Source organism: Microbacterium oleivorans (assembly GCF_013389665.1).
GTDB classification, from domain to species: domain Bacteria; phylum Actinomycetota; class Actinomycetes; order Actinomycetales; family Microbacteriaceae; genus Microbacterium; species Microbacterium oleivorans_C.
The window spans coordinates 2,847,750-2,871,999 of record NZ_CP058316.1 but is presented as its reverse complement, the minus strand read 5'-3'; the positions used below and the strand labels follow the sequence as shown (position 1 = coordinate 2,871,999).

The 24,250-nt window shown below is 70.9% G+C and carries 24 protein-coding genes; 4 read left to right on the top strand and 20 right to left on the bottom strand.

The features are described 5' to 3' along the window. Window positions 1–5: 5 nt before the first annotated feature. The 6 genes from HW566_RS13620 to HW566_RS13595 form a co-directional block, all read right to left on the bottom strand. Window positions 6–788 carry an SseB family protein gene (locus HW566_RS13620; protein ID WP_178013719.1) on the bottom strand — a complete coding sequence of 261 codons (783 nt, stop codon included), beginning with the start codon at window positions 786–788 and terminating at the stop codon, window positions 6–8. Continuing rightward, window positions 772–1,518, bottom strand: coding sequence for a bifunctional 1-(5-phosphoribosyl)-5-((5-phosphoribosylamino)methylideneamino)imidazole-4-carboxamide isomerase/phosphoribosylanthranilate isomerase PriA (gene priA, locus HW566_RS13615; protein ID WP_178013717.1), 747 nt, complete (start codon window positions 1,516–1,518; stop codon window positions 772–774). Before priA ends, HW566_RS13620 begins: the two co-directional genes overlap by 17 nt. Before the next feature lie 58 nt (window positions 1,519–1,576). Next, window positions 1,577–2,242 carry an imidazole glycerol phosphate synthase subunit HisH gene (gene hisH / locus HW566_RS13610; RefSeq protein ID WP_178013715.1) on the bottom strand — a complete coding sequence of 222 codons (666 nt, stop codon included), beginning with the start codon at window positions 2,240–2,242 and terminating at the stop codon, window positions 1,577–1,579. Continuing rightward, window positions 2,239–2,844 (bottom strand): imidazoleglycerol-phosphate dehydratase HisB, encoded by a 606-nt coding sequence (gene hisB / locus HW566_RS13605; RefSeq protein ID WP_178013713.1) that lies wholly within the window; start codon window positions 2,842–2,844, stop codon window positions 2,239–2,241. Before hisB ends, hisH begins: the two co-directional genes overlap by 4 nt. Further along, window positions 2,841–3,926 (bottom strand): histidinol-phosphate transaminase, encoded by a 1,086-nt coding sequence (locus HW566_RS13600; protein ID WP_178013711.1) that lies wholly within the window; start codon window positions 3,924–3,926, stop codon window positions 2,841–2,843. The genes hisB and HW566_RS13600 overlap by 4 nt, the downstream gene beginning before the upstream one ends. A gap of 85 nt (window positions 3,927–4,011) precedes the next feature. Further along, window positions 4,012–4,371 (bottom strand): LysM peptidoglycan-binding domain-containing protein, encoded by a 360-nt coding sequence (locus HW566_RS13595; protein ID WP_178013709.1) that lies wholly within the window; start codon window positions 4,369–4,371, stop codon window positions 4,012–4,014. A gap of 254 nt (window positions 4,372–4,625) precedes the next feature. On the opposite strand from HW566_RS13595, the gene lexA reads away from it, so the two are divergent. Then, complete coding sequence (lexA, locus tag HW566_RS13590; protein WP_178013707.1) at window positions 4,626–5,291, top strand: transcriptional repressor LexA; 666 nt, start codon at window positions 4,626–4,628, stop codon at window positions 5,289–5,291. A 45-nt stretch (window positions 5,292–5,336) separates the two neighbouring features. Next, a complete protein-coding gene (locus HW566_RS13585; RefSeq protein ID WP_178013706.1) occupies window positions 5,337–7,256 on the top strand; it encodes a prolyl oligopeptidase family serine peptidase in 1,920 nt (639 codons plus the stop codon). A gap of 73 nt (window positions 7,257–7,329) precedes the next feature. Here the strand turns inward: HW566_RS13585 and hflX are convergent, their stop codons facing one another. Beyond that, complete coding sequence (hflX, locus tag HW566_RS13580) at window positions 7,330–8,847, bottom strand: GTPase HflX (RefSeq protein WP_178013704.1); 1,518 nt, start codon at window positions 8,845–8,847, stop codon at window positions 7,330–7,332. 86 nt (window positions 8,848–8,933) lie between these two features. On the opposite strand from hflX, the gene HW566_RS13575 reads away from it, so the two are divergent. Further along, window positions 8,934–9,575 (top strand): class I SAM-dependent methyltransferase, encoded by a 642-nt coding sequence (locus tag HW566_RS13575; RefSeq protein ID WP_178013702.1) that lies wholly within the window; start codon window positions 8,934–8,936, stop codon window positions 9,573–9,575. Between the two features lie 16 nt (window positions 9,576–9,591). On the opposite strand, the gene dapF is transcribed toward HW566_RS13575, so the two are convergent. From dapF to HW566_RS13545, 6 genes are read right to left on the bottom strand one after another with little or no spacing between them, the layout of a single operon-like run. Beyond that, complete coding sequence (gene dapF / locus HW566_RS13570) at window positions 9,592–10,464, bottom strand: diaminopimelate epimerase (protein ID WP_178013700.1); 873 nt, start codon at window positions 10,462–10,464, stop codon at window positions 9,592–9,594. A 9-nt stretch (window positions 10,465–10,473) separates the two neighbouring features. Continuing rightward, window positions 10,474–10,932, bottom strand: a complete 459-nt coding sequence (locus HW566_RS13565) for a GNAT family acetyltransferase (protein ID WP_178013698.1) — start codon at window positions 10,930–10,932, stop codon at window positions 10,474–10,476. Beyond that, entirely contained in the window at window positions 10,929–11,876 is a 948-nt protein-coding gene (gene miaA / locus HW566_RS13560) for a tRNA (adenosine(37)-N6)-dimethylallyltransferase MiaA (protein ID WP_256728726.1), read from the bottom strand. The genes HW566_RS13565 and miaA overlap by 4 nt, the downstream gene beginning before the upstream one ends. Further along, a complete protein-coding gene (miaB, locus tag HW566_RS13555; RefSeq protein ID WP_178013696.1) occupies window positions 11,873–13,420 on the bottom strand; it encodes a tRNA (N6-isopentenyl adenosine(37)-C2)-methylthiotransferase MiaB in 1,548 nt (515 codons plus the stop codon). Before miaB ends, miaA begins: the two co-directional genes overlap by 4 nt. Continuing rightward, complete coding sequence (locus tag HW566_RS13550) at window positions 13,390–14,151, bottom strand: hypothetical protein (RefSeq protein WP_178013695.1); 762 nt, start codon at window positions 14,149–14,151, stop codon at window positions 13,390–13,392. Before HW566_RS13550 ends, miaB begins: the two co-directional genes overlap by 31 nt. Next, window positions 14,144–14,728 (bottom strand): hypothetical protein, encoded by a 585-nt coding sequence (locus HW566_RS13545; protein WP_178013693.1) that lies wholly within the window; start codon window positions 14,726–14,728, stop codon window positions 14,144–14,146. Before HW566_RS13545 ends, HW566_RS13550 begins: the two co-directional genes overlap by 8 nt. A 539-nt stretch (window positions 14,729–15,267) precedes the next feature. On the opposite strand from HW566_RS13545, the gene HW566_RS13540 reads away from it, so the two are divergent. After that, window positions 15,268–17,622: a LuxR C-terminal-related transcriptional regulator gene (locus HW566_RS13540; RefSeq protein WP_256728966.1), complete on the top strand. Its 2,355-nt coding sequence runs from the start codon at window positions 15,268–15,270 to the stop codon at window positions 17,620–17,622. Window positions 17,623–17,658: 36 nt separating this feature from the next. Here HW566_RS13540 and HW566_RS13535 read toward each other — a convergent pair whose 3' ends face one another. The 7 genes from HW566_RS13535 to HW566_RS13505 all read right to left on the bottom strand — a co-directional run bounded on the left by HW566_RS13535 (window position 17,659) and on the right by HW566_RS13505 (window position 24,234). After that, complete coding sequence (locus HW566_RS13535; protein WP_178013689.1) at window positions 17,659–18,399, bottom strand: regulatory protein RecX; 741 nt, start codon at window positions 18,397–18,399, stop codon at window positions 17,659–17,661. Then, window positions 18,396–19,451, bottom strand: coding sequence for a recombinase RecA (recA, locus tag HW566_RS13530; RefSeq protein ID WP_178013687.1), 1,056 nt, complete (start codon window positions 19,449–19,451; stop codon window positions 18,396–18,398). The genes HW566_RS13535 and recA overlap by 4 nt, the downstream gene beginning before the upstream one ends. 234 nt (window positions 19,452–19,685) lie before the next feature. Then, complete coding sequence (locus HW566_RS13525) at window positions 19,686–19,910, bottom strand: DUF3046 domain-containing protein (RefSeq protein ID WP_178013685.1); 225 nt, start codon at window positions 19,908–19,910, stop codon at window positions 19,686–19,688. A 15-nt stretch (window positions 19,911–19,925) separates the two neighbouring features. Next, on the bottom strand, window positions 19,926–20,246 hold the full coding sequence (locus HW566_RS13520) for a helix-turn-helix domain-containing protein (protein ID WP_178013684.1): 321 nt from the start codon (window positions 20,244–20,246) through the stop codon (window positions 19,926–19,928). 157 nt (window positions 20,247–20,403) lie between these two features. Next, window positions 20,404–20,922 (bottom strand): CinA family protein, encoded by a 519-nt coding sequence (locus tag HW566_RS13515; protein ID WP_178014963.1) that lies wholly within the window; start codon window positions 20,920–20,922, stop codon window positions 20,404–20,406. A gap of 23 nt (window positions 20,923–20,945) precedes the next feature. Next, window positions 20,946–21,518: a CDP-diacylglycerol--glycerol-3-phosphate 3-phosphatidyltransferase gene (gene pgsA / locus HW566_RS13510; protein ID WP_178013682.1), complete on the bottom strand. Its 573-nt coding sequence runs from the start codon at window positions 21,516–21,518 to the stop codon at window positions 20,946–20,948. 16 nt (window positions 21,519–21,534) lie between these two features. After that, window positions 21,535–24,234: a DNA translocase FtsK gene (locus HW566_RS13505; RefSeq protein WP_178013680.1), complete on the bottom strand. Its 2,700-nt coding sequence runs from the start codon at window positions 24,232–24,234 to the stop codon at window positions 21,535–21,537. Window positions 24,235–24,250: the final 16 nt, after the last annotated feature.

Below are 24,250 nucleotides of genomic sequence, written 5' to 3'. Positions count from 1 at the left end.
GGGCGTCAGGAGGCGCGGACGAGCTTCACCGTCAGCGAGTCCACGAGCACCGCGATGCGGTCGTCGGCCGCCCAACGCGTCGCCAGCCGAGACAGCACGGTGTCGAGCTGCGCGGCGTCCAGTCCGTCGATGAGATGCAGGCGCACGATCAGCTCGGGCCCGCGCATGCGGGCGTCGGGATCGCCCGCCGCGACCGACAGGTCGAGCACCGCCAGCTCGCCTCCGATGCTCTCCTGCAACGCGGTGAACACCGCAGGCGATGTCGGCGCCGGTTCCCACGGCTGTCCCTGTCCGATCGCCCACACCGCGGGGCGGCGAAGGACGAACTCCGTATCGGATCCCGGGTCGATCACGATGAGGTCGGTGTCGTCGGATGCCGCGGCCATCGCCGTGCGCACTCCGTCGGCCGGCACCGGGCGTGCGACCGGATCCCATCTCGACAGCGCCGAGACCGAGGTGAACACCGGCTGCACACGTCGCCCGTCGGGCGCGGCGACCGTGACGATGGAGAGCTCCTGCGTCTTGTCGACGCGCAGGCCCGTGGGCCCCACGCCCTCGTCGCCCTTCTCGGGGACCAGCGGGATCAGCAGACGCGCGGCCCGGTAGGCCTCGACCACCGCGACCGCGTCCCCCGACCCGGCTCGGAATGCTTCGAGGGCGGCGAGCAGCGCCGGGTCGGCCGACCCGTCGTCGGTGGCGTGCGGGTTCGACTCGAAGCTGCGTCCCTCCCAGGGGACACCGGCCGAATCGGCCGCATGACCGTGCGGTCCGTCAGTCTCCGGCGACATCCAGCGCCTCGGCCAGCGTGAAGGCGCCGGCATAGAGGGCCTTGCCCACGATCGCGCCCTCGACGCCCATTGGCACGAGCTCGCGGAGGGCGGCGATGTCGTCGAGGCTCGAGATGCCCCCCGACGCCACGACGGGCTTGGGGGTGCGCGAGGTGATCTCGCGGAGCAGGTCGAGGTTCGGCCCCTGCAGCGTGCCGTCCTTGGTGACGTCGGTGACGACGTACCGGGTGCAGCCGGCATCCTCGAGACGCTCCAGCACGTCCCACAGGTCGCCGCCGTCGCGGGTCCAGCCGCGCGCGGCCAGGGTCGTGCCGCGCACGTCGAGCCCGACGGCGATCGCGTCGCCGTAGCGGCCGATGACGTCGGCGGCCCACTCCGGGTTCTCCAGGGCTGCGGTGCCGAGGTTGATGCGCGACGCTCCGCTCTCGAGGGCGGCCTCCAGGGTGGCGTCGTCGCGGATGCCGCCGGACAGCTCGATCTGCACGCCCTTGACCTGCTTGATGACCTTGCGCAGGACGGCGGCGTTGTTGCCCCGACCGAAAGCGGCGTCGAGGTCGACGAGGTGGATCCACTGCGCACCCTGTCGGGCCCACGCGAGCGCCGCGTCGACCGGGTCGCCGTAGGTGGTCGCACTGCCGGCCTCGCCCTGGGTCAGGCGCACGGCCTTGCCGTCGGCGACATCGACCGCGGGAAGGAGGATCAGTTCGGGGGTGGACGCGAAGTCGTTCATCACATTCCAGATCGTGGAGGAAGACGCACCCGTCCACGCGGGCGCGCCACGGAGGACACTAGCGGCCAGGCAGGGCGCCGATCCAATTGGACAGCAGCCGGATGCCGGCCGCCCCAGACTTCTCGGGGTGGAACTGGGTCGCCGCCAACGGGCCGTTCTCGACCGCCGCGAGGAACGGCGTGCCGTAGTCGCACCAGGTCAGCACCGGCTCGGCGAACGGCCTCATCACCTCGAGGCTCCACTGCTGGGCGCCGTAGGAGTGCACGAAGTAGAACCGCTCGTCCTCGATGCCGTCGAAGAGCACCGAACCCGCCCCCGACCGCACGGTGTTCCAGCCCATGTGCGGGAGCACCGGAGCATCGAGCTCGGAGACCGTCCCGGGCCACTGACCCAGGCCCGCAGCGTCGTGTCCGCGTTCGACGCCGTTGTCGAACATGACCTGCATGCCGACGCAGATCCCCAGCACGGGCCGACCGCCCGCCAGGCGACGCTCGATGAGCTCACCGCCGCGACTCTCGCGCAGCGCCGACATGACCGCGCTGAAGGCGCCGACGCCGGGCACCACGAGACCGTCGGCATCCTGGATGAGACCGCGGTCCGACGTCAGCCGCGCGTCGGCACCCGCCGCCGAGAGCGCCTTGACCGCGGAGTGGACATTGCCCGACCCGTAGTCGAGCACGGCCACCAGAGGCGCAGCGCCCCGGTCCGTCTCGGCGCCGGTCACAGGGCACCCTTCGTACTGGGAATGCCGTGGACGAGCGGGTCGAGGGCCTTGGCCTGCCGGAACGCCCGCGCGAAGGCCTTGTACTCCGCCTCGGCGATGTGGTGCGGATCACGGCCGCCCAGCACGCACACGTGGACGGTCAGCCCCGCGTTGAACGCGATGGCCTCGAAGGTGTGACGCACGAGCGAGCCGGTGAAGTGGCCGCCGATGAGGTGGTGCTCGTACCCGTCGGGCTCGCCCGTGTGCACGAGGTACGGCCGACCGGAGATGTCGACGACGGCCTGCGCGAGCGCCTCGTCGAGCGGCACCAGCGCGTCGCCGTAGCGCGAGATGCCCGACTTGTCGCCGAGCGCCGATCGGAGCGCCTGGCCGAGCACGATGGCCACGTCCTCGACGGTGTGGTGCGCGTCGATGTGGGTGTCGCCGCTGGCACGCACGGTGAGATCGGTGAGCGAGTGCTTCGCGAACGCCGTGAGGAGGTGGTCGAAGAACGGCACGGTCGTCTCGATCGTGCTGACACCGGTGCCGTCGAGGTCGAGCTCCAGTTCGACGGACGATTCGCTCGTCGCGCGGCGGATGCTGGCCGTTCGGGGGCTGGTCATGCCTCCGAGTCTATCGAGGCCAGTGCCTCCAGGAACGCGGTGGTCTCCTCCTCCGTGCCGGCGGTGACCCGCAGCGCGTGCGGGATGCCGACGTCGCGGATCAGGATGCCGCGGTCGTACAGCGCCTGCCACGTCGCGGCGGGATCGTCGACGCCGTCGAAGAGCACGAAGTTGGTCCAGCTCTCGTAGGAGCGGTAGCCCAGGGCATCGATCGTGGCCGACATCCGGTCGCGCTGTGCGACGATCTCGTCCACCATGCGCAGCATGGTCGACGAGTGCGAGAGCGCCGCTGTCGCGGCCGCCTGCGTCAGGGCGCTGAGGTGGTAGGGCAGCCGCACGAGCCGCAGCGCGTCGATCAGGGTGGCGTCGGCGGCGAGGTAGCCCACACGCGCTCCCGCGAACGCGAAGGCCTTGCTCATCGTGCGCGACACGACCAGACGTTCGCGCTCCCCCAGCAGCGTCAGCGCCGACGGGGTCTCGCGAGGGGCGAACTCCTGGTAGGCCTCGTCGACGATGACGATTCCGGAGGCCGCCTCGTAGACGGCCTCGATGACGTCGAGACCGAGCGGCGTGCCCGTCGGGTTGTTCGGTGCGCAGAGGAACACGACGTCGGGGCGGTGCTCGGCGACCTGGGCCGCGGCGGAGGCGGCATCCAGCGTGAAATCAGGGCCGCGCTCCCCCGCGACGTAGCGCGCTCCCGTCGCCCGGGTGAGCAGCGGGTACATCGAATACGTCGGTCCGAACCCCAGAGCAGTGCGCCCCGGACCGGCGAAAGCCTGCATCAGGTGCTGAAGCACCTCGTTCGAGCCGTTCGCGGCCCAGATCCGGTCCGGAGTCAAGCCGTGCCCCAGGTAATCGGCGAACGACTCCCTCAGCCGCGTGAACTCGCGGTCGGGATAGCGGTTCACTTCGCGCAGCGCCCGGGCGATGGCGTCGAGGATGTCGTCGGCCACCTCCTCGGGGACGGGGTGGGTGTTCTCGTTGACGTTCAGCGCCACCGGGAGCGGAGCCTGCGGGGCGCCGTACGGGGTGAGGCCACGCAGGTCGTCTCTGAGGGGAAGATCATCCAGACTCGGGCTCATCCCACCCATGCTAGGCCGCGTGGCGACGGACGTCGGCGCAGAACCCCGACGGATGCCGTCACACGCCGTGTCCTGGCGTCCGGCCTCAGCTCGCGACGGCGTACTCCGCCGGGATGGCGAGCGTCTGGCCGGCGTCGAGCTGACCCGAGCCCAATGCGTTCAGGCGGATGATCGCGTCGATGACGTCGCGGGGGTCGTCGTTGGGTGCGACCTCCTCGGCGATGGTCCAGAGCGAGTCGCCCGACATCACCGTCACGGTGGCGAAAGTACCCTCGGGCGCGCCGGCCTCGTCGGAGGCGAGCGCACCGCCGCCGGACAGCACGGCGAAGCTGACGGCCACGACGGCGGGAAGAGCTGCGACTGCGACGAGGGCGCGGCGTCCACGGAGCGTCAGGCGCAGGCGCGTGCGGGGTGACGGCGCGTGGCGGACATCGATGGTGGTCATGGCTTCTCCTCTGGAGCGGTAGGAAGATTCGCTCACGGCTTCTCGGGGAGAAATCCGGGTGCGTACTTCGGTTCCGAACGTATCTTCGATATTATCTGGTGTCAACCAGGGTTCGAAATCGGATACCGATCGAAGAGACACGCGGTGCGTTCCGCACCGGCAGCTCAGGATCGGGCTACGTTTTCGACAGCGAGAGCCCACCACGAACCTCCGACATCGGGTCGGGGGCGGGCGTGACGACAGGAGACCGGCGGATGAGCGAGAAGCCGCAGACGCGACGACGCAAGAATCTGAGCGACAAGCAGCTCGCGATCCTCGAGGTGATCCAGCGCGCGATCGCGCGGAACGGCTATCCGCCGAGCATGCGCGAGATCGGCGATGCGGTCGGCCTGAAGTCCCTCTCGAGCGTGACCCATCAGCTCAACCAGCTCGAGTTGAGCGGGTACCTCCGCCGCGACCCGGGCAAGACCCGCGCCATGGAGGTGCTGATCGACCTGCCCGGCAGCGCCGCCGAGAACCCCGCCGACGCCGCTCCCGCCCTGGGCGACGCCGCCCTCGTGCCCCTCGTCGGACGCATCGCGGCGGGCGTGCCGATCACCGCGGATCAGCAGGTGGAGGAGATCTTCCCGCTTCCGCGTCAACTGGTGGGCAAGGGCGAGCTGTTCATGCTCAAGGTCGTCGGCGACTCCATGATCGACGCCGCCATCTGCGACGGCGACTGGGTGGTCGTGCGGTCGCAGGCCACCGCCGACAACGGCGAGATCGTCGCGGCGATGCTCGACGGCGAGGCCACCGTCAAGACGCTTCGCCAGCGCGACGGGCACACGTGGCTGCTGCCCCGGAACTCCGCCTTCGAGCCCATCCTCGGCGATGACGCCGTCGTGCTCGGCAAAGTCGTGGCCGTCCTCCGCGCCATCTGACGGCGGTCCGGCGTGGCCCGCCCCGCGCTCGCGTAGCGTGGCGCTATGTCGCAGCAGCTTCCCTACGGTTCCTGGCCTTCCCCGCTGACGGCCCGCTGGGCCAGCGCATCCTCGCTCCGCCTCGACGGCGCGGCGTTCGTCGGCGACGAGATCTGGTGGGGAGAGTCGCTGCCCGATGAGGCGGGGCGCGTCGCCGTCATGCGTCGGGCGATCGACGGCTCCGTCGAGGCCGTGCTCCCCGCACCGTGGAACGCCCGATCGCGCGTGCACGAGTACGGCGGCGGTGCGTGGACCGCCTCGGACGACGGTGTGCTCTTCTTCGTCGACAAGTCCGACCAGCGCATCCGTCGCCTGAGGCCGGGCGGCGAACCCGAGGCCCTGACGCCGGAGGACGGCGGCACGCACTACGGCGGGCTGCGCTGGCAACGCGGCACGCTGCTCGCCGTGCGCGAGCGCGAGCGCCCGGGCGCGACGCCCGAGCGGCACATCGTCCGCATCGACGGCGCCTCCTCCGGTGCAGCGTCCGATCCGGTCGCGGCGGTGAGCGAGCTCGCCGGTGGCAGCGACTTCGTCGCGCAGCCCGCCCTCTCGCCGGACGGGTCGCACCTCGCGTGGGTGGCGTGGGACCACCCCGACATGCCGTGGGACCGTACGCGCATCCGGGTCGTGGACCTCGACGCACCGCACGTCGTCAGGGACGTCACGAGCGGCACCACGGCGGCGCTGCAGCCCGAGTGGTCGGCAGACGGCGACCTGGTGCTCCTCGACGAGCCGACCGGCCGCTGGAACCTCTACCGCGTCGATCCGGCGTCGAGCGTCGAACCGGTGGCGATGTCACCGGCCGATGCCGACACCGGCGGCGGCCTGTGGGTGCTCGGCACACGGTGGTACGCGCCACTCGACGATGGCCGCGTGATCGCCGTCCGCACGCACGGATCCGACCAGCTCGTGATCATCGACCGCGAGGGCGGCGCCATCCCCCTCCCCTTCGCAGCCACCGCTCGTCTGCAGATCGACGACGTGCGCGGCGACCGCGCGCTCGTCAGCGGCACCATGCCGGGAGCGACCGGCCTGTGGGTCGTGGACCTCGACAGCGGTGAGGCCATCGCCGTCCGCGGCGGCACCCCGGATGTCGACGAGGCGTGGATCCCCCACGCCCGGCAGGTGACGACAGACGGCCCGCACGGGCCTGTGCACGCCTTCGCCTACCCGCCGACCAACCCGGGCGTCTCCGCCCCGACCGACGAGCTGCCGCCCTATCTCGTGTGGGTGCACGGCGGCCCCACCTCGCACGTCGGCGGCACCGCCGACAGCAAGGCCGCGTACTTCACCAGCCGCGGCATCGGCGTGCTCGACGTCAACTACGGCGGCTCGACCGGGTACGGCCGCTCCTACCGCGAGCGGCTGAAGGGACAGTGGGGCATCGTCGACGTCGACGACGTCGCGGCCGCCGCGCGGGGCCTCGCCGCCGACGGCCTCGCCGACCCGGGCCGACTCGCCATCGAGGGCGGATCGGCCGGCGGCTGGACCGTGCTCGCCGCCCTCGTCGGCACCGACGTGTTCGGCGCCGGGATCTCGCGCTACGGGGTCGGCGATGCGCGAGCCCTCGCGGCGGAGACGCACGACTTCGAGGCCCGCTACCTCGACGGCCTCATCGGACCGCTTCCCGAGGCCGAGGAGACCTACATCGAACGCTCGCCCCTCAGCCGGCCGGAGCGATTCCGCGTTCCGCTGCTGCTTCTGCAGGGAGACGAGGATGCCGTCGTGCCGCCGGCGCAGGCCGAGGCGATCCGGGACGCACTCGTGGCTCAGGACGTGCCCCACGCCTACGTGCTGTACGAGGGCGAGGGGCATGGCTTCCGCCGCACCGAGACGATCGTCCATGCGCTCGAGAGCGAGCTCGCGTTCCTGGGTCAGGTCTTCGGCTTCGCCACCCCGGATGTCGCGCCCGTGGAGCTCGCCTGACCCGCCCCTCTCGAGGCCGCCGACCCGGCAGGCGCATCACGCATCCCTGCGCCCCCCGGTGCGGCAGGCGGGCTCAGCGAGCGTAGGGCGCGAGCTCGGCGGCCAGACGCTCCGAGACGTGGGCGTGAACGGCGGTGCCGTCCTCCTCGTGCGAGGTGGCGACGATGAGCCCGTTCTCGTGGACGGCCGAGATCAGGTCGCCCCGGTCGTACGGCACGAGCGCTCGCACCTCGACGGCCGGCAGCGGCAGCGCATCCTCGATCGCGCCGCGGAGCGCGTCGATGCCCTCGCCCGTCCGCGACGACACGAAATGCGCCTCGGGCTCGAGGCCACGCAGCAACAGGCGGGTGTCGTCGTCGATGAGGTCGGCCTTGTTGAACACGACCAGCTCGCGCGTCGCGCGCGCTCCGACGTCGCCCATCACGTCACGGACGGTGGCGAGCTGCGCGGCGGGATCCGGGTGCGAGCCGTCGACAACGTGGACGATGACATCGGCCCCCGAGACCTCCTCGAGCGTGGAGCGGAACGCCTCGACCAACTGATGCGGCAGGTTCCGCACGAATCCGACCGTGTCGGTCAGGGTGAAGACCCGGCCGTCGGCGGCCTCGGCCCGTCGGACGGTGGCGTCCAGTGTCGCGAACAGGGCGTTCTCGACGAGCACACCCGCGCTCGTCAGCCGGTTCAGGAGGCTCGACTTGCCGGCGTTGGTGTAGCCCGCGATCGCCACGGACGGGATCGTGTTGCGCTTGCGTTCGGCCCGCTTCGCATCCCGGGACGGCGCGAAGTCGCGGATCTGGCGGCGCAGCAGCGCCATCCGAGTGCGGATGCGTCGGCGATCGAGCTCGATCTTGGTCTCACCCGGTCCGCGCGAACCCATTCCCGCGCCGCCAGCACCGACCTGCCCACCGGCCTGACGGCTCATCGACTCGCCCCAGCCGCGCAGACGCGGGAGCAGGTACTCGAGCTGAGCGAGCTCGACCTGCGCCTTGCCCTCGCGGCTCTTGGCGTGCTGGCTGAAGATGTCGAGGATCACCGTCGTGCGGTCGATGACCTTGACCTTCGCGACGTCCTCGAGCGCGCGACGCTGGCTGGGGGCGAGCTCGGTGTCGGCGATCACGGTGTCGGCTCCGACGGCGGCGACCAGGTCGCGCAGCTCCGCGGCCTTGCCGCGTCCGATGTACGTCGCGGGGTCGGGGTGCGGGCGTCGCTGCAGCACGCCGTCGAGCACGACGGCCCCGGCCGTCTCGGCGAGCGCGGCGAGCTCGCGGAGCGAGTTCTCGGCGTCCTCCTGCGAGCCCTGGGGGTAGACCCCCACGAGCACGACGTTCTCGAGCCGCAGCTGGCGGTACTCGACCTCGGTGACGTCCTCGAGCTCCGTCGACAGGCCGGGGACGCGTCGGAGCGCGGCGCGCTCCTCCCGGTCCCACTGGTCGCCGTCGGTGTCGCCGTAGGACACCGTCGAGGCATCCTGCAGCGCTTGAGCGCCGGCGAAGACACGGAGTCCCGCGCGGGTCTCAGCGCTCGCGAGCACGCGATTGATCGGGTCCACCGCGATGTCGTCGTCGCCGTCGGGGGTGGTGGTGTGTGTCATACCTTCTCTTCCCGGGACGCCCATGCCCGAGCGTCCGTGAATTCTAGCCTCCCGCCGGGAGCACCGGCTCCGATACGCTCGGATGCATGGGGAGCGATCACTACTTCAGCGCGTCCCCGTCCAGCGAGCAGAACCTCCGCCGCATCCGCGTCACCCTCGCGGGGCGCGCCGTCGAGGTCACGACCGCGGGCGGGGTGTTCAGCCCTGACCACGTGGACTCGGGCACGGGTGTTCTGTTGGCCAACACCCCTCCGGCACCGTCCGGTGGGGATTTCCTCGACCTCGGCTGCGGCTGGGGGCCGATCTCGCTGTCGCTGGCGATGGAGTCGCCCCGCGCCACGGTCTGGGCCGTCGATGTGAACGAACGCGCCCTCGACCTGGTGCGACGCAACGCCGCTGAACTGGGACTCGATAACATCAACGCCGTTCTGCCCGACGATGTTCCCAACGATGTCGCATTCCGCACCATCCGTTCGAACCCTCCGATCCGGGTCGGCAAGAACGAGCTGCACGGGATGCTGCAGCGGTGGATCCCGCGTCTGTCGGAGCGCAGCGACGCCTGGCTCGTCGTGCAGCGCAATCTCGGTTCGGATTCGCTGCAGCGGTGGCTCGCCGCGACGTTCGATCACGGCTACGGCGTCACACGCGCGGCCACCGGCCGGGGCTTCCGAGTGCTGCGAGTGCGGCGACACGGCGTTCCACCCACGGGCGCCATCGAGCTTCCCTGACGACGCCTCCGCGAGATCAGCCCGCGAGCGCGACCTGCCCGGAGTAGACGAGCGTCGCCGGCCCCGACAGCAGCACGTGCTCGCCGTCGTCATGGGTGACCACGCGCACGCCGAGACGCCCGCCGGGGATCTCCACGCTCCACCGGTCGGGAGCCGCGGCCCCGGCCCAGTGTCGGACGGCGAGAGCGGATGCGGCCACGCCCGTGCCGCACGACAGGGTCTCCCCCACGCCGCGCTCGAAGACGCGCATCCGGATGACGCCGACGCCTCCCTGCACCAGCGGATCGGCGGGCACGACGAACTCGACGTTCGCACCGGATGCGGGCTGCGGCTCGAGCTGCGGCTGCACCGTCAGGTCGAGGCCCGCGAGCTCGTCCTCGCTGGCGAGGGCGACCACGACGTGCGGGTTGCCGACGTCGATCGGCTGCCCGGGACGCGCGACGCCCAGCCCGCGCGCGCGAACCAGGACGTCCTCCGACTCGGTGCGCCAGAGCCCCAGGTCGACCTCGAAGCCGTTCTCGGAGCGCGTGACGGTCTTCACCCCCGCCCGCGTGCCGATGCGCAGCTCGGCTGCGTCCGCGGGGACGAGGCCCGCCTCGAAGAGGTATCTCGCGTAGACCCGGATGCCGTTGCCGCACATCTCCGCGGCGGAGCCGTCGGCATTGCGGTAGTCCATGAACCACTCGGCGCCGGCCACGGCGGCCTCGGCACCGTCGAGGAGCGCGCGGGACCGGACGACGCGCAGCAGCCCGTCCGCCCCGATCCCGAAGTGGCGGTCGCACAGCGCCGCGACCTGCTCGTCGGCGAGCTCGAGTCCTCCGTCGGGATCGGCGATCACGACGAAGTCGTTCCCGGTTCCGTGACCCTTGGTGAACGCGACAGTCGACATGGGCCCAGTTTAGGCGGGCGGAGCGGGGCTGCCCGGACCGTCGACGACGAGCCGCTTGCCCGTGGCCCAGGTGTCGAATGGCTCATAGCCGAGGGCGGCGTAGAACGCGCGCACCCCGGCGTTCTCAGGTCTCACCATCAGCTGGACCTTGGGGCAACCCTGTGCGGCGAGCAGACGTTCGGCCTCGGCGACCAGAAGCCGGCCGATGCCGCGCCCTCGCCGGGTCGGCGCCGATGCCAGGTAGTAGAGCCAGCCGCGGTGACCGTCGTATCCCGCCATCACGGTGCCGACGACCTCGCCCTCACCGCCGTCGTCCACGGCGACGAGGAAGAGCTCGGGCTGCACGACGAGCTTGCGTCTGATGTCGGCCCGGGGGTCGTTCCAGGGGCGGGTGAGGCCGACCTCGTGCCACAGGGCGACGACCACGTCCTCGTCGGCGGGCCGGAACGGACGCAGCACGATGCTCATGCCTCATCCTCTCCGACGAGGGAGGCCGCATCGACCTCCCTCGCGTCGATCCAGCGCGCCGTGTCGTAGCGCCGGAACCACGACACCTGTCGCCGCGCATAGCGGCGGGTGAGCGCCTGGGTCTGTGCGATGGCCTCGGCGGACGTCATCTCGCCGCGCAGCTGGGCCAGGGCCTGGGCGTACCCGATCGCCCGACCCGCCGTCGGGCCGTCCTCGATGCCGGCGGAGCGCAACCGCGCCGCCTCGTCGACCAGGCCGTCGGCCCACATCCGCTCGACGCGGCGGTCGAGAAGCGCGACCAGCTCGCCGCGTGGGATGCCGGTCGCGACGATCCTGGTCGCGGGATGCCACGCCTTCGGCGAAACCGGCAGCGCGCCCCCGTGGGTCGCGCCGCCCTGCGCGAGGACCTCGAGCGCGCGGACGATGCGCCGGCCGTTGCGCGGGTCGATGCGGTCGGCAGCGACGGGATCGGCCTCGCGCAACCGTGCGAACAGCGACGGCGCACCGAGGTCGTCGAGCTCGTCCTCCAGCCGCGCCCGCAGCCCCTCGTCCCGTGGCGGGAAGCGGAAGTCGAAGAGCACGCTCGAGACGTACAGCCCGGAACCGCCGACGAGGATCGCGTCGGACCCGCGCGCGGCGATGTCGGCGATCGCGCGGCGCGCGGCATCCTGGTACCAGGCCACCGCGGCCTCATCGGTCACCGACAGCGCGTCGAAGAGATGATGCGGGATGCCGCGTCGATCGGCGACCGGCACCTTGGCGGTGCCGATGTCCATGCCGCGGTAGAGCTGCATGGCATCGGCGTTGACGACCTCGGCCGATCGACCGACCGCGCCGAGCGCCTCGGCGAGGTCGAGCGACAGACCGGTCTTGCCGGTCCCCGTGGCGCCGACGACCGCCCAGAGCAGCGACCCCCCGGAACCGGGACGAACGCCCTCGGTCACACGCCGACGCGGAGCGCGGGCAGCCCGAGCGACACCGCTCGCGGCCCGCTCGCGGTGGCGGGCGCGGGAACGCCGCAGGACTCGGCCTGCGAGCGATCCCAGGCGTCCCCCGCACGCGTGCGACGCACGCGCAGCGGCGCTCCGTCGATGCTGTCGGCCAAGAGATGGAAGGGCGCGGCGCGGGTGACGGTCACCGAGACGACGTCGCCCGGTCGCGGCAGGACCGAGCCGCTCGGCACCTCGAAGTGGACGAGGCGGTTGTCCTCGGCACGACCGCTGAGCCGGTGCGTCTCGGCGCTCTTCTTGCCCTCGGCCGACGAGACGAGCACGTGCAGCTCGCGACCGACCTGCATCTGGTTCTCCTCGAGCGCGATGCGGTCCTGCAGCGCTGTGAGGCGTTCGTAGCGTTCCTGGACGATGGCCTTCGGCACCTGGTCGGGCATGGTCGCGGCGGGCGTGCCCTCGCGGATGGAGTACTGGAAGGTGAAAGCGCTCGCGAAGCGGGCCTGCTCGACGACGCGGAGCGTGTCCTCGAAGTCCTCGTCGGTCTCGCCGGGGAACCCGACGATGATGTCGGTCGAGATCGCGGCGTGCGGGATGCGCTCGCGCACGCGCTCGAGGATGCCGAGGAACTTCGCGCTGCGGTAGGACCGCCGCATGACCTTGAGGATGCGGTCCGATCCCGACTGCAGCGGCATGTGCAGCTGCGGCATGACCGCCGGCGTCTCCGCCATGGCGTCGATCACGTCGTCGGTGAAGGCTGCCGGATGCGGGCTCGTGAATCGGATGCGTTCGAGACCCGGGATCTCCCCGGCGGCGCGCAGCAGCTTGCCGAACGCCTGTCGGTCGCCGAACTCCACCCCGTAGCTGTTGACGTTCTGGCCGAGCAGCGTCACCTCGACCGCCCCGTCGTCGACGAGCAGACGGATCTCGCTGAGGATGTCACCGGGGCGGCGGTCCTTCTCTTTGCCGCGCAGGTGCGGGACGATGCAGAACGTGCAGGTGTTGTTGCAACCGACCGAGATCGACACCCACCCGCTCGAGACCGAATCGCGCTTGGTGGGAAGCGTCGAGGGGAACGTCTCGAGCGCCTCCAGGATCTCGAGCTCGGCTTCGCCGTTGTGGCGAGCGCGTTCCAGCAGACCCGGCAACGCACCCATGTTGTGGGTGCCGAAGACGACGTCGACCCAGGGCGCCTTCTGCTGAACGGCATCCTGATCCATCTGCGCGAGGCAGCCGCCGACCGCGATCTGCATCCCGTCGTGCTTGTCCTTACGCGACTTGAGATGACCGAGCGTCCCGTAGAGCTTGCCGGCCGCGTTGTCGCGCACGGCGCACGTGTTGATGACGATGACGTCGGCCTCGGCACCCGGCTCGGCGCGCAGGTACCCGGCGCTCTCGAGAGAGCCCGACAGTCGCTCGGAATCGTGGACGTTCATCTGGCAGCCGAAGGTGCGCACCTCGTACGTGCGGATGCGACCGTCGGCGGCCCGTGCGGCGGTCGAGGGCGCGATCAGGGTGGGGGCGCTCGAAGGGGACGACATGATGCGCCCATTCTACGTTCGGGCACGCTCTCGCGACGCCGTGTCGCGGCGGCACCGACGAGGAGGAGGACCACCGCCGACAGAACGGCGAGCAGCATGGGCGATGACCCGCCGGATCGCGCGAGCGCGGTCGCCGACGGCGGCACCGGCTCGCCGTCGATCGATGTCGCGGTCAGGACGACGGCGACGTCCGATCGCAGACCCTGCAGCGACGGATCCGACCGCGCCGCCGGACTGTCGCCGAGGGAGACGGTGACCAGAAGATGCACCGCGTCGTCGTCGTCGTACGGCGACGGCAGGGCGAAGGCGGGCGCACGATCGCTCGCTGCGAGCGCGACGGTATCGACCAGCGCTGTGCCGCCGACCGCGCACGCCGGTACCGGCGCCGAGACGAGCCAGGGCTCCGGGCAGGCGCGCACACCGACCTCGAGCCCGTCCGGGTGGTCGGCCAACGACCCCGAACGGTCGATCCGCACCGTCAGCATCGCCCGCTGCGCCCCGACGAGCCGCGCCGACACCGGCCAGTGCCGTTCGTCGCCGGGCGCCATCGTGAGCGCGTCGTCCGGGAGCGCGCCGGCGCTGATGACCAACCGCGCATCGGGCGGGGGTGCGCCGGCGCCACCCACGGCCGCGAACGCATTCGGCGCGGCCGACACGACCAGAGCGAGGATGAGGGCTCCGGCGGCGGCCGCCGCCGTTCGAGCGGCGTCGCGCCGTCCGGGCTCAGGCACTCGATCCCCCTGTCCCCCGCGCCCCGCCGAGTGGCGGATGTCGACGACGACGCCGCACCACGACGACCACGATCGTCACGACCGTCATCGCTCCGAGCGCGCCACCGATAGGCGTCGTCACAGCCAGCGCGACCCAGCCGAGCATGGGCGCGGTGGTCTCGATCCGCTCCATCTCCCGGATCGCCAGGACGTGAGGGGGGAGATCGGTTTCGCCGTCACCGCGCAGGGTGACGACGACGTCCGCTCCGCCGTCCCGACTCGGCATGACGCCGATCACACGCGCCGGAGCGTCGCGAGCGGGATCGAACACGACGTCGCCCGGTTCCAGGTCGCCCGCGGGCACCCGCTGGACGACGGCCAGCGAGCCCGTCACGATGGCGGGCGACATGGAGGGAGCTGCGACCGGGTGCAGCGAGACGTCGAACACCCAGGCGGCGATCAGCCATCCGACGACCAGGATCAGGGTGATCCCCGCCACCGTCGCCAGCCGGTCGTCCCGTGCGACGCCATCGGTGCCCGCGGTCGCCGCCGCGGCGGGGACGATCCGTTTCGCGTCGATCCGATCCGTATCGTGCACCGTCCCCACCCCCAGGTCTCGTGGCCGCCGCGTCGCGGTCGCGATATTCCGCGACGGTAGTACGTGAGTCGCCACGGCGTGGCCGGTGCGCCGCATCCCCGTGTGGTGTCCGTGTCACCCGCGACCGCCCGCCGACCTCACACCGCGGCGGCCCGTAGGAGTCTCGGTAGTGCGTCAGGGTTACCTCAGTAGTCAAAAAGTCCATCGACACTGGTACCTCGCGCAGGGGGCTGAGTATCTTGAGCAACTACGGGCTGGACACGGGGGGCGATGTCGGAGCATGGGGAGTACGCAAACGGGAACGCATGCGTCGCAGCGACCCCCAGAGGATGCCGCGAGAGGGATGCGTTCGGCGCCGGTCGTCGGCGCCGGCAGAGATCCTCGGGCTCTTGCGGCGTCGTTGTCACGTGGCGTCACCACCGTGATGGGCGGTCCGCTCGGTTCCGGCAAGAAGCTTCTTGCTGCATCGCGTCGTCGCCGCGCTCTCGGACGGGGGGTCACCGCCCCTTGTGCTCCGAGGCGCGACGTCGTTGTCACAGGTGCCGTTCGGAGCCCTCGAGGCGTCCTCGGATCCGCGTGCCGCCGGGCTGCGCGACGGGACGATCGACGAGCCGCTGGTGGTCGCCATCGACGATGCCCACGACCTCGACAGCGCCTCCCTGCACGCTCTGCTGCGGGGCGTGCACACCCCGCACGTGTCGGCACTGTTCGCGGTGACCGAGCCGCGGCTGGGTGCACGCGCGATCGGCCCGGAGGTCGAACGGCTGCACGACCTGTGGCTGAGCGGCGCAGCGGACCGGCTGGATCTGCGTCCACTCCAGACGGACGACGGCGCTCAACTGCTGGCGGAGTTCTCCGGCGGTCACCGGCTCGACTCGGTGACGCGCGCCGCGATCCTCTGGCAGGCCGACGGATCGCGCGCACTGCTGCGCGCACTGACAGAGATCGCCATCGAGGCCGCTCTGCGCGGCGACGACCCCATCCAGGCCATCGACGACGTCTCGGCCCACAGCCGCCTGGCAGCCACCGTGCACGCGCACATCCGGGGCTTCGACGACGAGGTGCTGCGTGCTCTGGTGCTCCTCGACCACACGCCCGGACTGAGCTTCGGCGACGCCGCACGCTTCATCCCCTCGGCAACGCTGAACGCGCTTCGCGCGGCGGGGCTGCTTCACGATGATCAGACGATCATGCACCGCTTCACCGCCAACCGGGCGATCGCGCGCGCCGCGGCGCGCCACCTCGGCCCCGCTGCGGCGGACGAGGTGGTGAAGGAGGCTCTCGACAGACTCATCTCGGATCGCGGCCTCTGGTGGAACGCCCCGCTGGCGCGTCTCCTGGCCGAGCACTGGCTACGCGATGTGCCCGATGCGGCATCGCTGCCCGGAGAGGTGCCCATCGAGCTGGTGCGACGGGTCATGAGCGACGCAGCGCGCGAGGCCAACGATCACGGTGACGCATCCTCGGCGGCTGCGTACGCGACCTGGGCGGGGGCGGAGGCCGCGACAGCGGTGCTCTCCCTCGAGGAGCACCTTGCGCACACCGCGTTGGGCTCCTCCGAGGCCGCCGGTCTCCGGCTCGACGCCCTGCCCGCCGAGGGGCAACGGCGCACGCTCAGCGTGGCGCTGGCACTGGCCCTCCCCGTCGACGCGTCGGCCACCGAGCGCTCCGGCACGCCGGAGGACGACCGCCCGCCCCGCACCACACCCGACCACGAACTCGCGGCCGCCCGCCAGGCGATCGACGCCCTGCAGATCCGGCGCGCAGACGAGATCGTCGCTCGGCTGCGCGCTCACCCGCAACTCGACACCGCCGACCGGGTCGACACCGAGCTGCTCGCCGCCACGATCGCGGCGTATCTCGGCCGCGACGAGGACATGCGCGTCGCGCTGCGTACCGTCCAGCGTCTGCTGCGTTCGGGTGAGCGGCGAGGGTCGGCCATCGAGCTCCTGCGCGCACGATGCCTCGACCTGGCCGCACGCACGATCGTCGGCGACGACGACACGGCCACGCTCGTCGATCTCGCGGCGGACCGGGACTTCGCCGCGCGCCGCGGCGGCGCGAGCCTCGCCCTCGCGGGAGCCGCCTCCGTACTCGCGCTCCTCCGGCGCGGACACGTGCTGGAGGCTCGACTCGAGCTGACCGCGTCGCTGAACCGCAGCCCACTCCTCGGCGGCACCGGCCAGGGCATGCTCACGATGGAGACCGCCCTCGGGCTCGCGCTCTTCGGGTACACCTCCGAGGCTCGCGACGTTCTCGATGCGGTGAATCCTCCCCATGGCGCGACGAATCCGCTCTACCGCCACATGATGGAGGCCACCCAGGCCACGCTCGCGCTGGCCGAAGGACGGTGGGACGACGCGCGCACGCATGCCGCCGCGGCATGGCAGATCAGCTCGACCACGGACGCCGTCATGCTGCAGGTGCGCTGCCTCCATCGGCTGATCGTCGTGCGCCATCCTGACGCCGATGAGGCGCTCGACCGGCTCCGCGCGATCGCGGAGACCGTGCAGACCGATGCGATCGAGATGATCCTCCGCAGCGCCGAGCGCGCGGCTGCAGATGAGGCGTTGGGTGCGAGCGCCGCGCTGGCGCACCTCTGCCTCGACCTGTGCCCGCCGGAGTTGCTGCGGCGCGGGCACGCGCGCCGAGCCGTCGCAGCGGATGCCGCGCGCGACCTCCTGACGGCCCGGGAGCGCGAGATCGCGGGGCTCGTGCACGAGGGACTCACCAACCGGCAGATCGCCCACGCGCTGTTCCTGTCGGTGCGCACTGTCGAGTCGCACATCTATCAGGCGCGTTCGAAGATCGGCGCTCGCAACCGCAGCGATCTGGGCTCGATGGTCGGAACCGACCGTCAGGACGAGGACGAGCCGCGACGCTCGTGGGCCTGAGCGCCGACGATCGACGTCAGCGCGCCTCTGCGGAGCTCAGCGTAATTCGTCGAGCGCCTGCCGCGCCGCCGACATCGCCCGGGATCCGCCGAATCCGCGTCGCGCGAGCTGACCGTGGAGGCGGCGCAGCGCCGTATCGGGGTCGAGCCCCGTCATTCCTCGCGCCCGGCCGCGTGCGAATTCGAGCGCACGCTCGTCTTCGTCATCGGGCAGGGACGCCAGCGCGATGTCGATGACGTCGCGCTCGAGTCCGCGTCGCGCGAGGGTCTGCGAAATGGCCTGAGCACCCTGGGCCTTGCGCCCGAGTGCGCCGTCGAGCAGCTGCTCGGCCAGTCGGCTGTCATCGAGATAGCCGTTGTCGAGGAACGCGGTGATGATCTCATCTCGCGTACCCTCATCGATGCCGCCCTCGCCGAGCACCGCTCGCGCCTCGCGTACCGAGAGCGAACGTCCGCGCAGTCGCTTCAGGAGCGAGCGCTCCGCGCGCATCCGATCATCACCGGCATCCGTCACGGGTGCCGACGCGTCGCCGGTGGGCGGCACCACTGCTGCTGCTGAGACTCCGCCAGCCGATGGGTTCGGGCTCATCGCGGTTCCACGTCTGGTCTCGGCAACCCACGTCGTGTGCCACCGCTCCGCGGGCCGCGTCTCATCGCGGTCGGCCCGCGACGTCGCCCGCGCCGCATCGGGCACCGGCGTGGGGTCGGTCCCGCCGAAGAGGGGGATGACAGGGGCGAGGCGCTCGGCCTCGCCCCCGTCGCGGCTCGATCCGCTCACGCCGGGCGACGGGCCGCGAGCTCGTCGGGCTCAGCTGCGACGGCAGGAGCGGCCGGCTGACCGATGTCGAGCTTCTGCTTGATCTTGTTCTCGATGTCGTTGGCGATGTCGGCGTTCTTGATCAGGAAGTTGCGCGCGTTCTCCTTGCCCTGGCCGAGCTGCTCGCCGTCATACGTGTACCAGGCGCCGGACTTCTTCACGATGCCGTGCTCGACGCCGAAGTCGATCAGACTCCCTTCGCGGGAGATGCCCACGCCGTAGAGGATGTCGAACTCGGCCTGCTTGAACGGCGGCGCCATCTTGTTCTTCACGACCTTCACGCGCGTCCGGTTGCCGACCGCCTCGGTGCCGTCCTTCAACGTCTCGATACGACGGATGTCGAGTCGAACCGATGCGTAGAACTTCAACGCCTTTCCACCGGCGGTGGTCTCGGGCGAACCGAAGAAGACACCGATCTTCTCGCGCAGCTGGTTGATGAAGATCGCCGTGGTCTTGGTCTGGTTCAGGCCACCGGTGAGCTTGCGCAGGGCCTGCGACATCAGTCGGGCCTGGAGGCCGACGTGCGAGTCGCCCATCTCACCCTTGATCTCGGCCTCGGGGACGAGTGCGGCGACCGAGTCGATGACGACCAGGTCGATCGCACCGGACCGGATCAGCATGTCGGCGATCTCGAGCGCCTGCTCACCGGTATCGGGCTGAGACACGAGGAGCGCGTCGATGTCGACGCCCAGCTTCTCGGCGTAGGACGGGTCGAGCGCGTGCTCCGCGTCGATGAACGCGGCGATGCCACCGGCGCGCTGCGCGTTCGCGATGGCGTGCAGGGTGAGCGTGGTCTTACCCGAGGACTCCGGGCCGTAGATCTCGACGATGCGGCCGCGCGGAAGTCCGCCGATGCCGAGCGCGACATCGAGAGCGATCGAACCGGTGGGCACGACTTCGACCGGCGCACGCTCGTCGGAGCCCAGGCGCATGACCGAGCCCTTTCCGAACTGCCGGTCGATCTGGGCGAGAGCCGATTCGAGGGCCTTCTCGCGGTCAGCGGGTGATGGCATGGCGTGCTCCTTATGCTCGCATTCCGACGCCTGTAGGCTGTCGCGCTCCCGGCTCGGTGCCGGGATGCTGCGACAAGGCATGGGGTGTCTTCCGACTTCCCTCACGGTACGGAGGGCCTCCGACATCGGTCGTCGGCCTGCCCGTTCCGGTGGAGAGCTGTCAGAAGAGACCACCTGCGAAGGAGCCTACGCTCGATTCGAACGGATATTCGACGACACGCCGCGCCGCGCGAGCTATCTGTCGCGCGGGTCGAGCCTGCCCACACCGTAGCGCCGGGATTCGGGGACATCCGCCTCGACGCACAATGCGATCCAGACGGATCGGGGCGGCTCACCGTCGGCCAACGCCTGCCGAGCCGTGCGATTGCCGAAGGGCTGCAGGCCGAGGTCGTCGATCAGGGCCGGCCCGCGCGATCCGAACTCGGCGTCGACGGCGCGCTCGAACTCACTGCGACGCATGGGGGACGCGCTGGATCAGCGCAGCGAGAGCTCGGGGGTGACCAGCTCGTCGTCCAGACCGGCGATGTCGTCGGGAACGACATCCGACAGCACCGGCAGGCCCTCCAGGACCGAGATGCGGTCGCCGACCTCACGCATGATGGTCGAGATGGGGACGTCGAGAGCCTCGGCCACGGAAGCGAGGATCTCGCTCGAGGCCTCCTTCTGGCCACGCTCGACCTCGCTCAGATACCCGAGCGCGACGCTGGCGCGGCTCGCGACCTGACGCAGGGTGCGCCCCTTCTGCTGGCGGAGGTCACGCAGAACGTCGCCGATCTCCTGTCGAACCAAGATCATCTCGGACCCCCTCCTTCGTCATGGTGCTGGCCTGTCCCGGGTGGACAACGGTATCTCATTCGCAGGCCACCCTAACCCGGTTGCGCTGTGGGTCGGATGAGAGTTGACATGCGGCTCGCACGATGACAGCAACTCGACGCGCGCTCGACGTATTCCCTCACAGCGCGTCGAGTGCCAGACGGATCGCGCGCGCCGTCGCCTCGGCCCGGATGTGTTCGCGGTCGCCGTCGAGCAGCAGGCTCTCGGTGCGCACACCGAGCGCCGTCGCGACCGCGATGTGCACTGTTCCGACGGGCTGCCCGTCCGGGGAACCGGGGCCGGCGATGCCGGTCGTGGCGATGCCCACGTCGGCTGCCGCGCCCCCCGGTCCGAGGGCGTCGCGCACCCCCTCGGCCATCTGCCGGGCAACACGCGGATGCACGGCTCCGTGAGCCTCCAGCAACGCGGCGTCCACGTTCAGCAGGCGCTGCTTGAGCTCCGTCGCGTAGGCGACCACTCCCCCGCGCACGACGGCGGACGCCCCCGTCACCGCGATCAGCTCGGACACCACGAGGCCGCCCGTCAACGACTCGGCGACCGCCACCGTCCAGCCCAGCTCGCCGAGACGCTCGACGAGGCGCTCGGCATCGGTGCGGCGCCCCGCCGACACCAGCGTCGCCTCGACGTCGTCGGGCAGGTCCGACGCATGCCCGCGGGAGCTCACGAGACGCTCCGCCCGCGGCGTGCTCCTCGGACGGCCGTGATCACGTAGTCGAGGCCGCTCGCCACGGTCAGGAGCACGGCGGCCCACATTGCGACGCCGTTGACGATGTGGATCCACTCCCCCGCGACGGTCCACAGCGGCAGCAGGGCGAGGGAGAGCGCCACGGCCTGAGCCACTGTCTTCACCTTTCCCATCCATGCCGCGGCGACGACGTGGTCGCCCGCGACGATCAGCCGGTGGACCGTGATGCCGACCTCGCGCACCAGCACGATCACCGTGACCGCCCACGGCAGCTCGCCCAGAAGCGACAGCCCGACGAAGGCCAATCCCGTCAGCACCTTGTCGGCGATCGGATCGAGCAGCTTCCCGAGGTCGGTGACGATGCGATACCGGCGGGCGAGATAGCCGTCGACACCGTCGGTGGCGATCGCGACGATGAACAGCACCGCCGCCCACCACCGCAGCGCCCCATCGGCACCGTCGTCGGCGAGAAGCATCCACAGGAAGACCGGTGCGCACAGGATGCGCACGATCGTGATCGTGTTGGGCAGTTGCCTCGGGATCGCCACGCAGCGAGCCTATCCGTCAGTCCCGGCCGGTGAGGCCCCAGGCGTCCTCCGAGCCGTCGTCGCCGTCGACGACCTCGAGGCCGTCGAACTGGGCTTCGGTGGGGTCGGACGCGGCCGGGGCCGCCGTCGGCGGTTCCTCCCCGCGCAGACGTGCGAGCACAGCGGGGAGCTGATCGGGCGTCACCAGGACGTCACGAGCCTTCGACCCCTCGGAGGGCCCGACGATCTCGCGCGACTCCAGCAGATCCATCAGACGGCCGGCCTTGGCGAACCCGACCCGCAGCTTGCGCTGGAGCATCGACGTCGAACCGAACTGCGTCGACACGATCTGCTCCGCAGCGGCGAGCAGCAGTTCGAGGTCGTCGCCGATATCGGCGTCGATCTCCTTCTTCTCGGCGACGGCGGCGACGTCGGAGCGGTACTCCGGCTGGGCCTGGCCCTTGACGTGCGCGACGACCTTCTCGATCTCCGACTCGGCCACCCACGCGCCCTGCACGCGGATCGCCTTCGACGTTCCCATGGGCAGGAACAGCGCGTCGCCCTGTCCGATCAGACGGTCGGCACCGGGCTGGTCGAGGATGACGCGCGAATCCGTGACACTGGTCACGGCGAAGGCGAGACGCGAGGGCACGTTGGCCTTGATCAACCCCGTGACGACATCGACCGACGGGCGCTGGGTCGCCAGCACGAGGTGGATGCCGCTCGCACGCGCCAGCTGCGTGATGCGGACGATGGAGTCCTCGACGTCGCGCGGGGCGACCATCATCAGGTCCGCGAGCTCGTCGACGACGACCAGGAGGTACGGGTAGGGCTTCAACACCCGCTCGCTGCCGGCCGGCAGCTGGATCTCGCCGGCGACGACGGCCTTGTTGAAGTCGTCGATGTGGCGGAACCCGAACGACGCGAGGTCGTCGTAGCGCATGTCCATCTCTTTCACGACCCACTGCAGCGCCTCGGCGGCCTTCTTCGGGTTCGTGATGATGGGGGTGATGAGGTGCGGCACACCCGCGTAACTGGTGAGCTCGACGCGCTTGGGGTCGATGAGCACCATGCGGACATCCGTGGGCTTCGCACGCATCAGCAGGCTCGTGATCATCGAGTTCACGAAGCTCGACTTGCCCGATCCGGTCGATCCGGCCACGAGCAGGTGAGGCATCTTGGCGAGGTTCGCGACGACGAACCCGCCGCCGACGTCCTTGCCGACGCCGATGGTCATGGGGTGCGTCGAGGAGGTGGCCGCGTTCGATCGCAGCACGTCTCCGAGGGTGACGATCTCGCGGTCGGTGTTGGGGATCTCGACGCCGATCGCGCTCTTTCCCGGGATGGGCGCCAGGATCCGCACCTCGTTGGACGCCACCGCGTAGGCGATGTTGTTCGTCAGGGCCGTGATCTTCTCGACCTTGGTGCCGGGACCGACCTCGATCTCGTACTGCGTGACCGTGGGGCCCCGCGAGAAACCGGTGACCTTGGCGTCGATCGAGAACTGCTCGAAGACCCCCGTGATGGCGCGGACGATCGCGTCGTTGGCCTCCGAGCGGGACTTCGCGGGCGTTCCGGCGCCCAGGGCCGCGACGGCGGGCAGGCGGTACGGGGTCGCGGGAGGCTGGCCGTGGAAGTCTCCGCCGAGGCCGGTGAGGCCGGGCAGCTCCTCGATCTCGCCGGTGTCGTGATCGTCGCGGACGGCCGTGTCGGCGGGACGACCCGAGCGTGCAGCGGTGGCTCCGCGCTCGATCACGATCGGATCGATGACCTCGGTCTTCGCGTCCGGCAGCGGCGCGGGGGGCACCGGAGGCGCGACCGCCTGCTCGAAGCCGCCGGCGACCGAAGGACCGAGCAGCTCGGTGAGGTCCTGCGATCCGGCGCCGTCGTCGGGATCCTCCTCGCGGCCGCTCTTGTTGCGTCGCCACCAGGGCAGCACGTCCTCGTCGTCGGACTCGTCGTCGACCGGGGCGGGCTTCTTGCCCTTCTTCGGCGAGAAGGCGACCGTGGGCGCTTCGCCGTCGGCATCCGTCTCGGCGCGTTCGGCACCGAACATCCAGGCGTACAGGTCGCCCAGGCGGGCGCCGATGCGGTTCGGCGGGGTCTTGGTCAGGATCAGCACGCTCAGCACCGCGACGAGTCCAAGCACGGCCGCCGCACCGTAAGGCGTGAGGATCGTCAGCGGCTCGCCCACGGCCCAGCCGAACAGACCGCCCGCGGCGCTGAGGTCGAGCGCCCCGGCCTTCGGCTCGGGACGAGAGCCGAACACGTGGCAGAACCCCGCGATCGAGAGGATGAAGAGGCCGAAGCCGATACCGATCCGACCGTTGTCGTTGACGGACGCCGGATGGCGGAAGAGCCATCCCGCGAGGAAGAGCAGCAGCACCGGCATGATGAACGCCTCGCGCCCGATGAGGAAACCCACCGTGTATGCGCTGACGAGCGTGCCGGCTTCGGTTCCGATCAGGAACCACTCCACCGCAGCCCCGACCACGGCGAGCAGCACCAGCAGGAAGGGCAGTCCGTCGCGGCGCTGCTCCTTCTCGAGCGTCTCGGGCCCGAAGGCCCGGAAGAGCCCGCCCGTGGCGTGCGCGAGTCCCATCCAGGCGCGCGCCAGGATCGGCGGACGCTCCGCGTCGTCGACGTATCGCTTCGGGGTGGGCTCGCTCTTGCGGGCGCGCGTCGGGGTCTTCGCCGGTGCGCGGCGTCCGGAGGGCGCGTTCGTGCTCCTGGCCATGCCTCCCACGCTACGC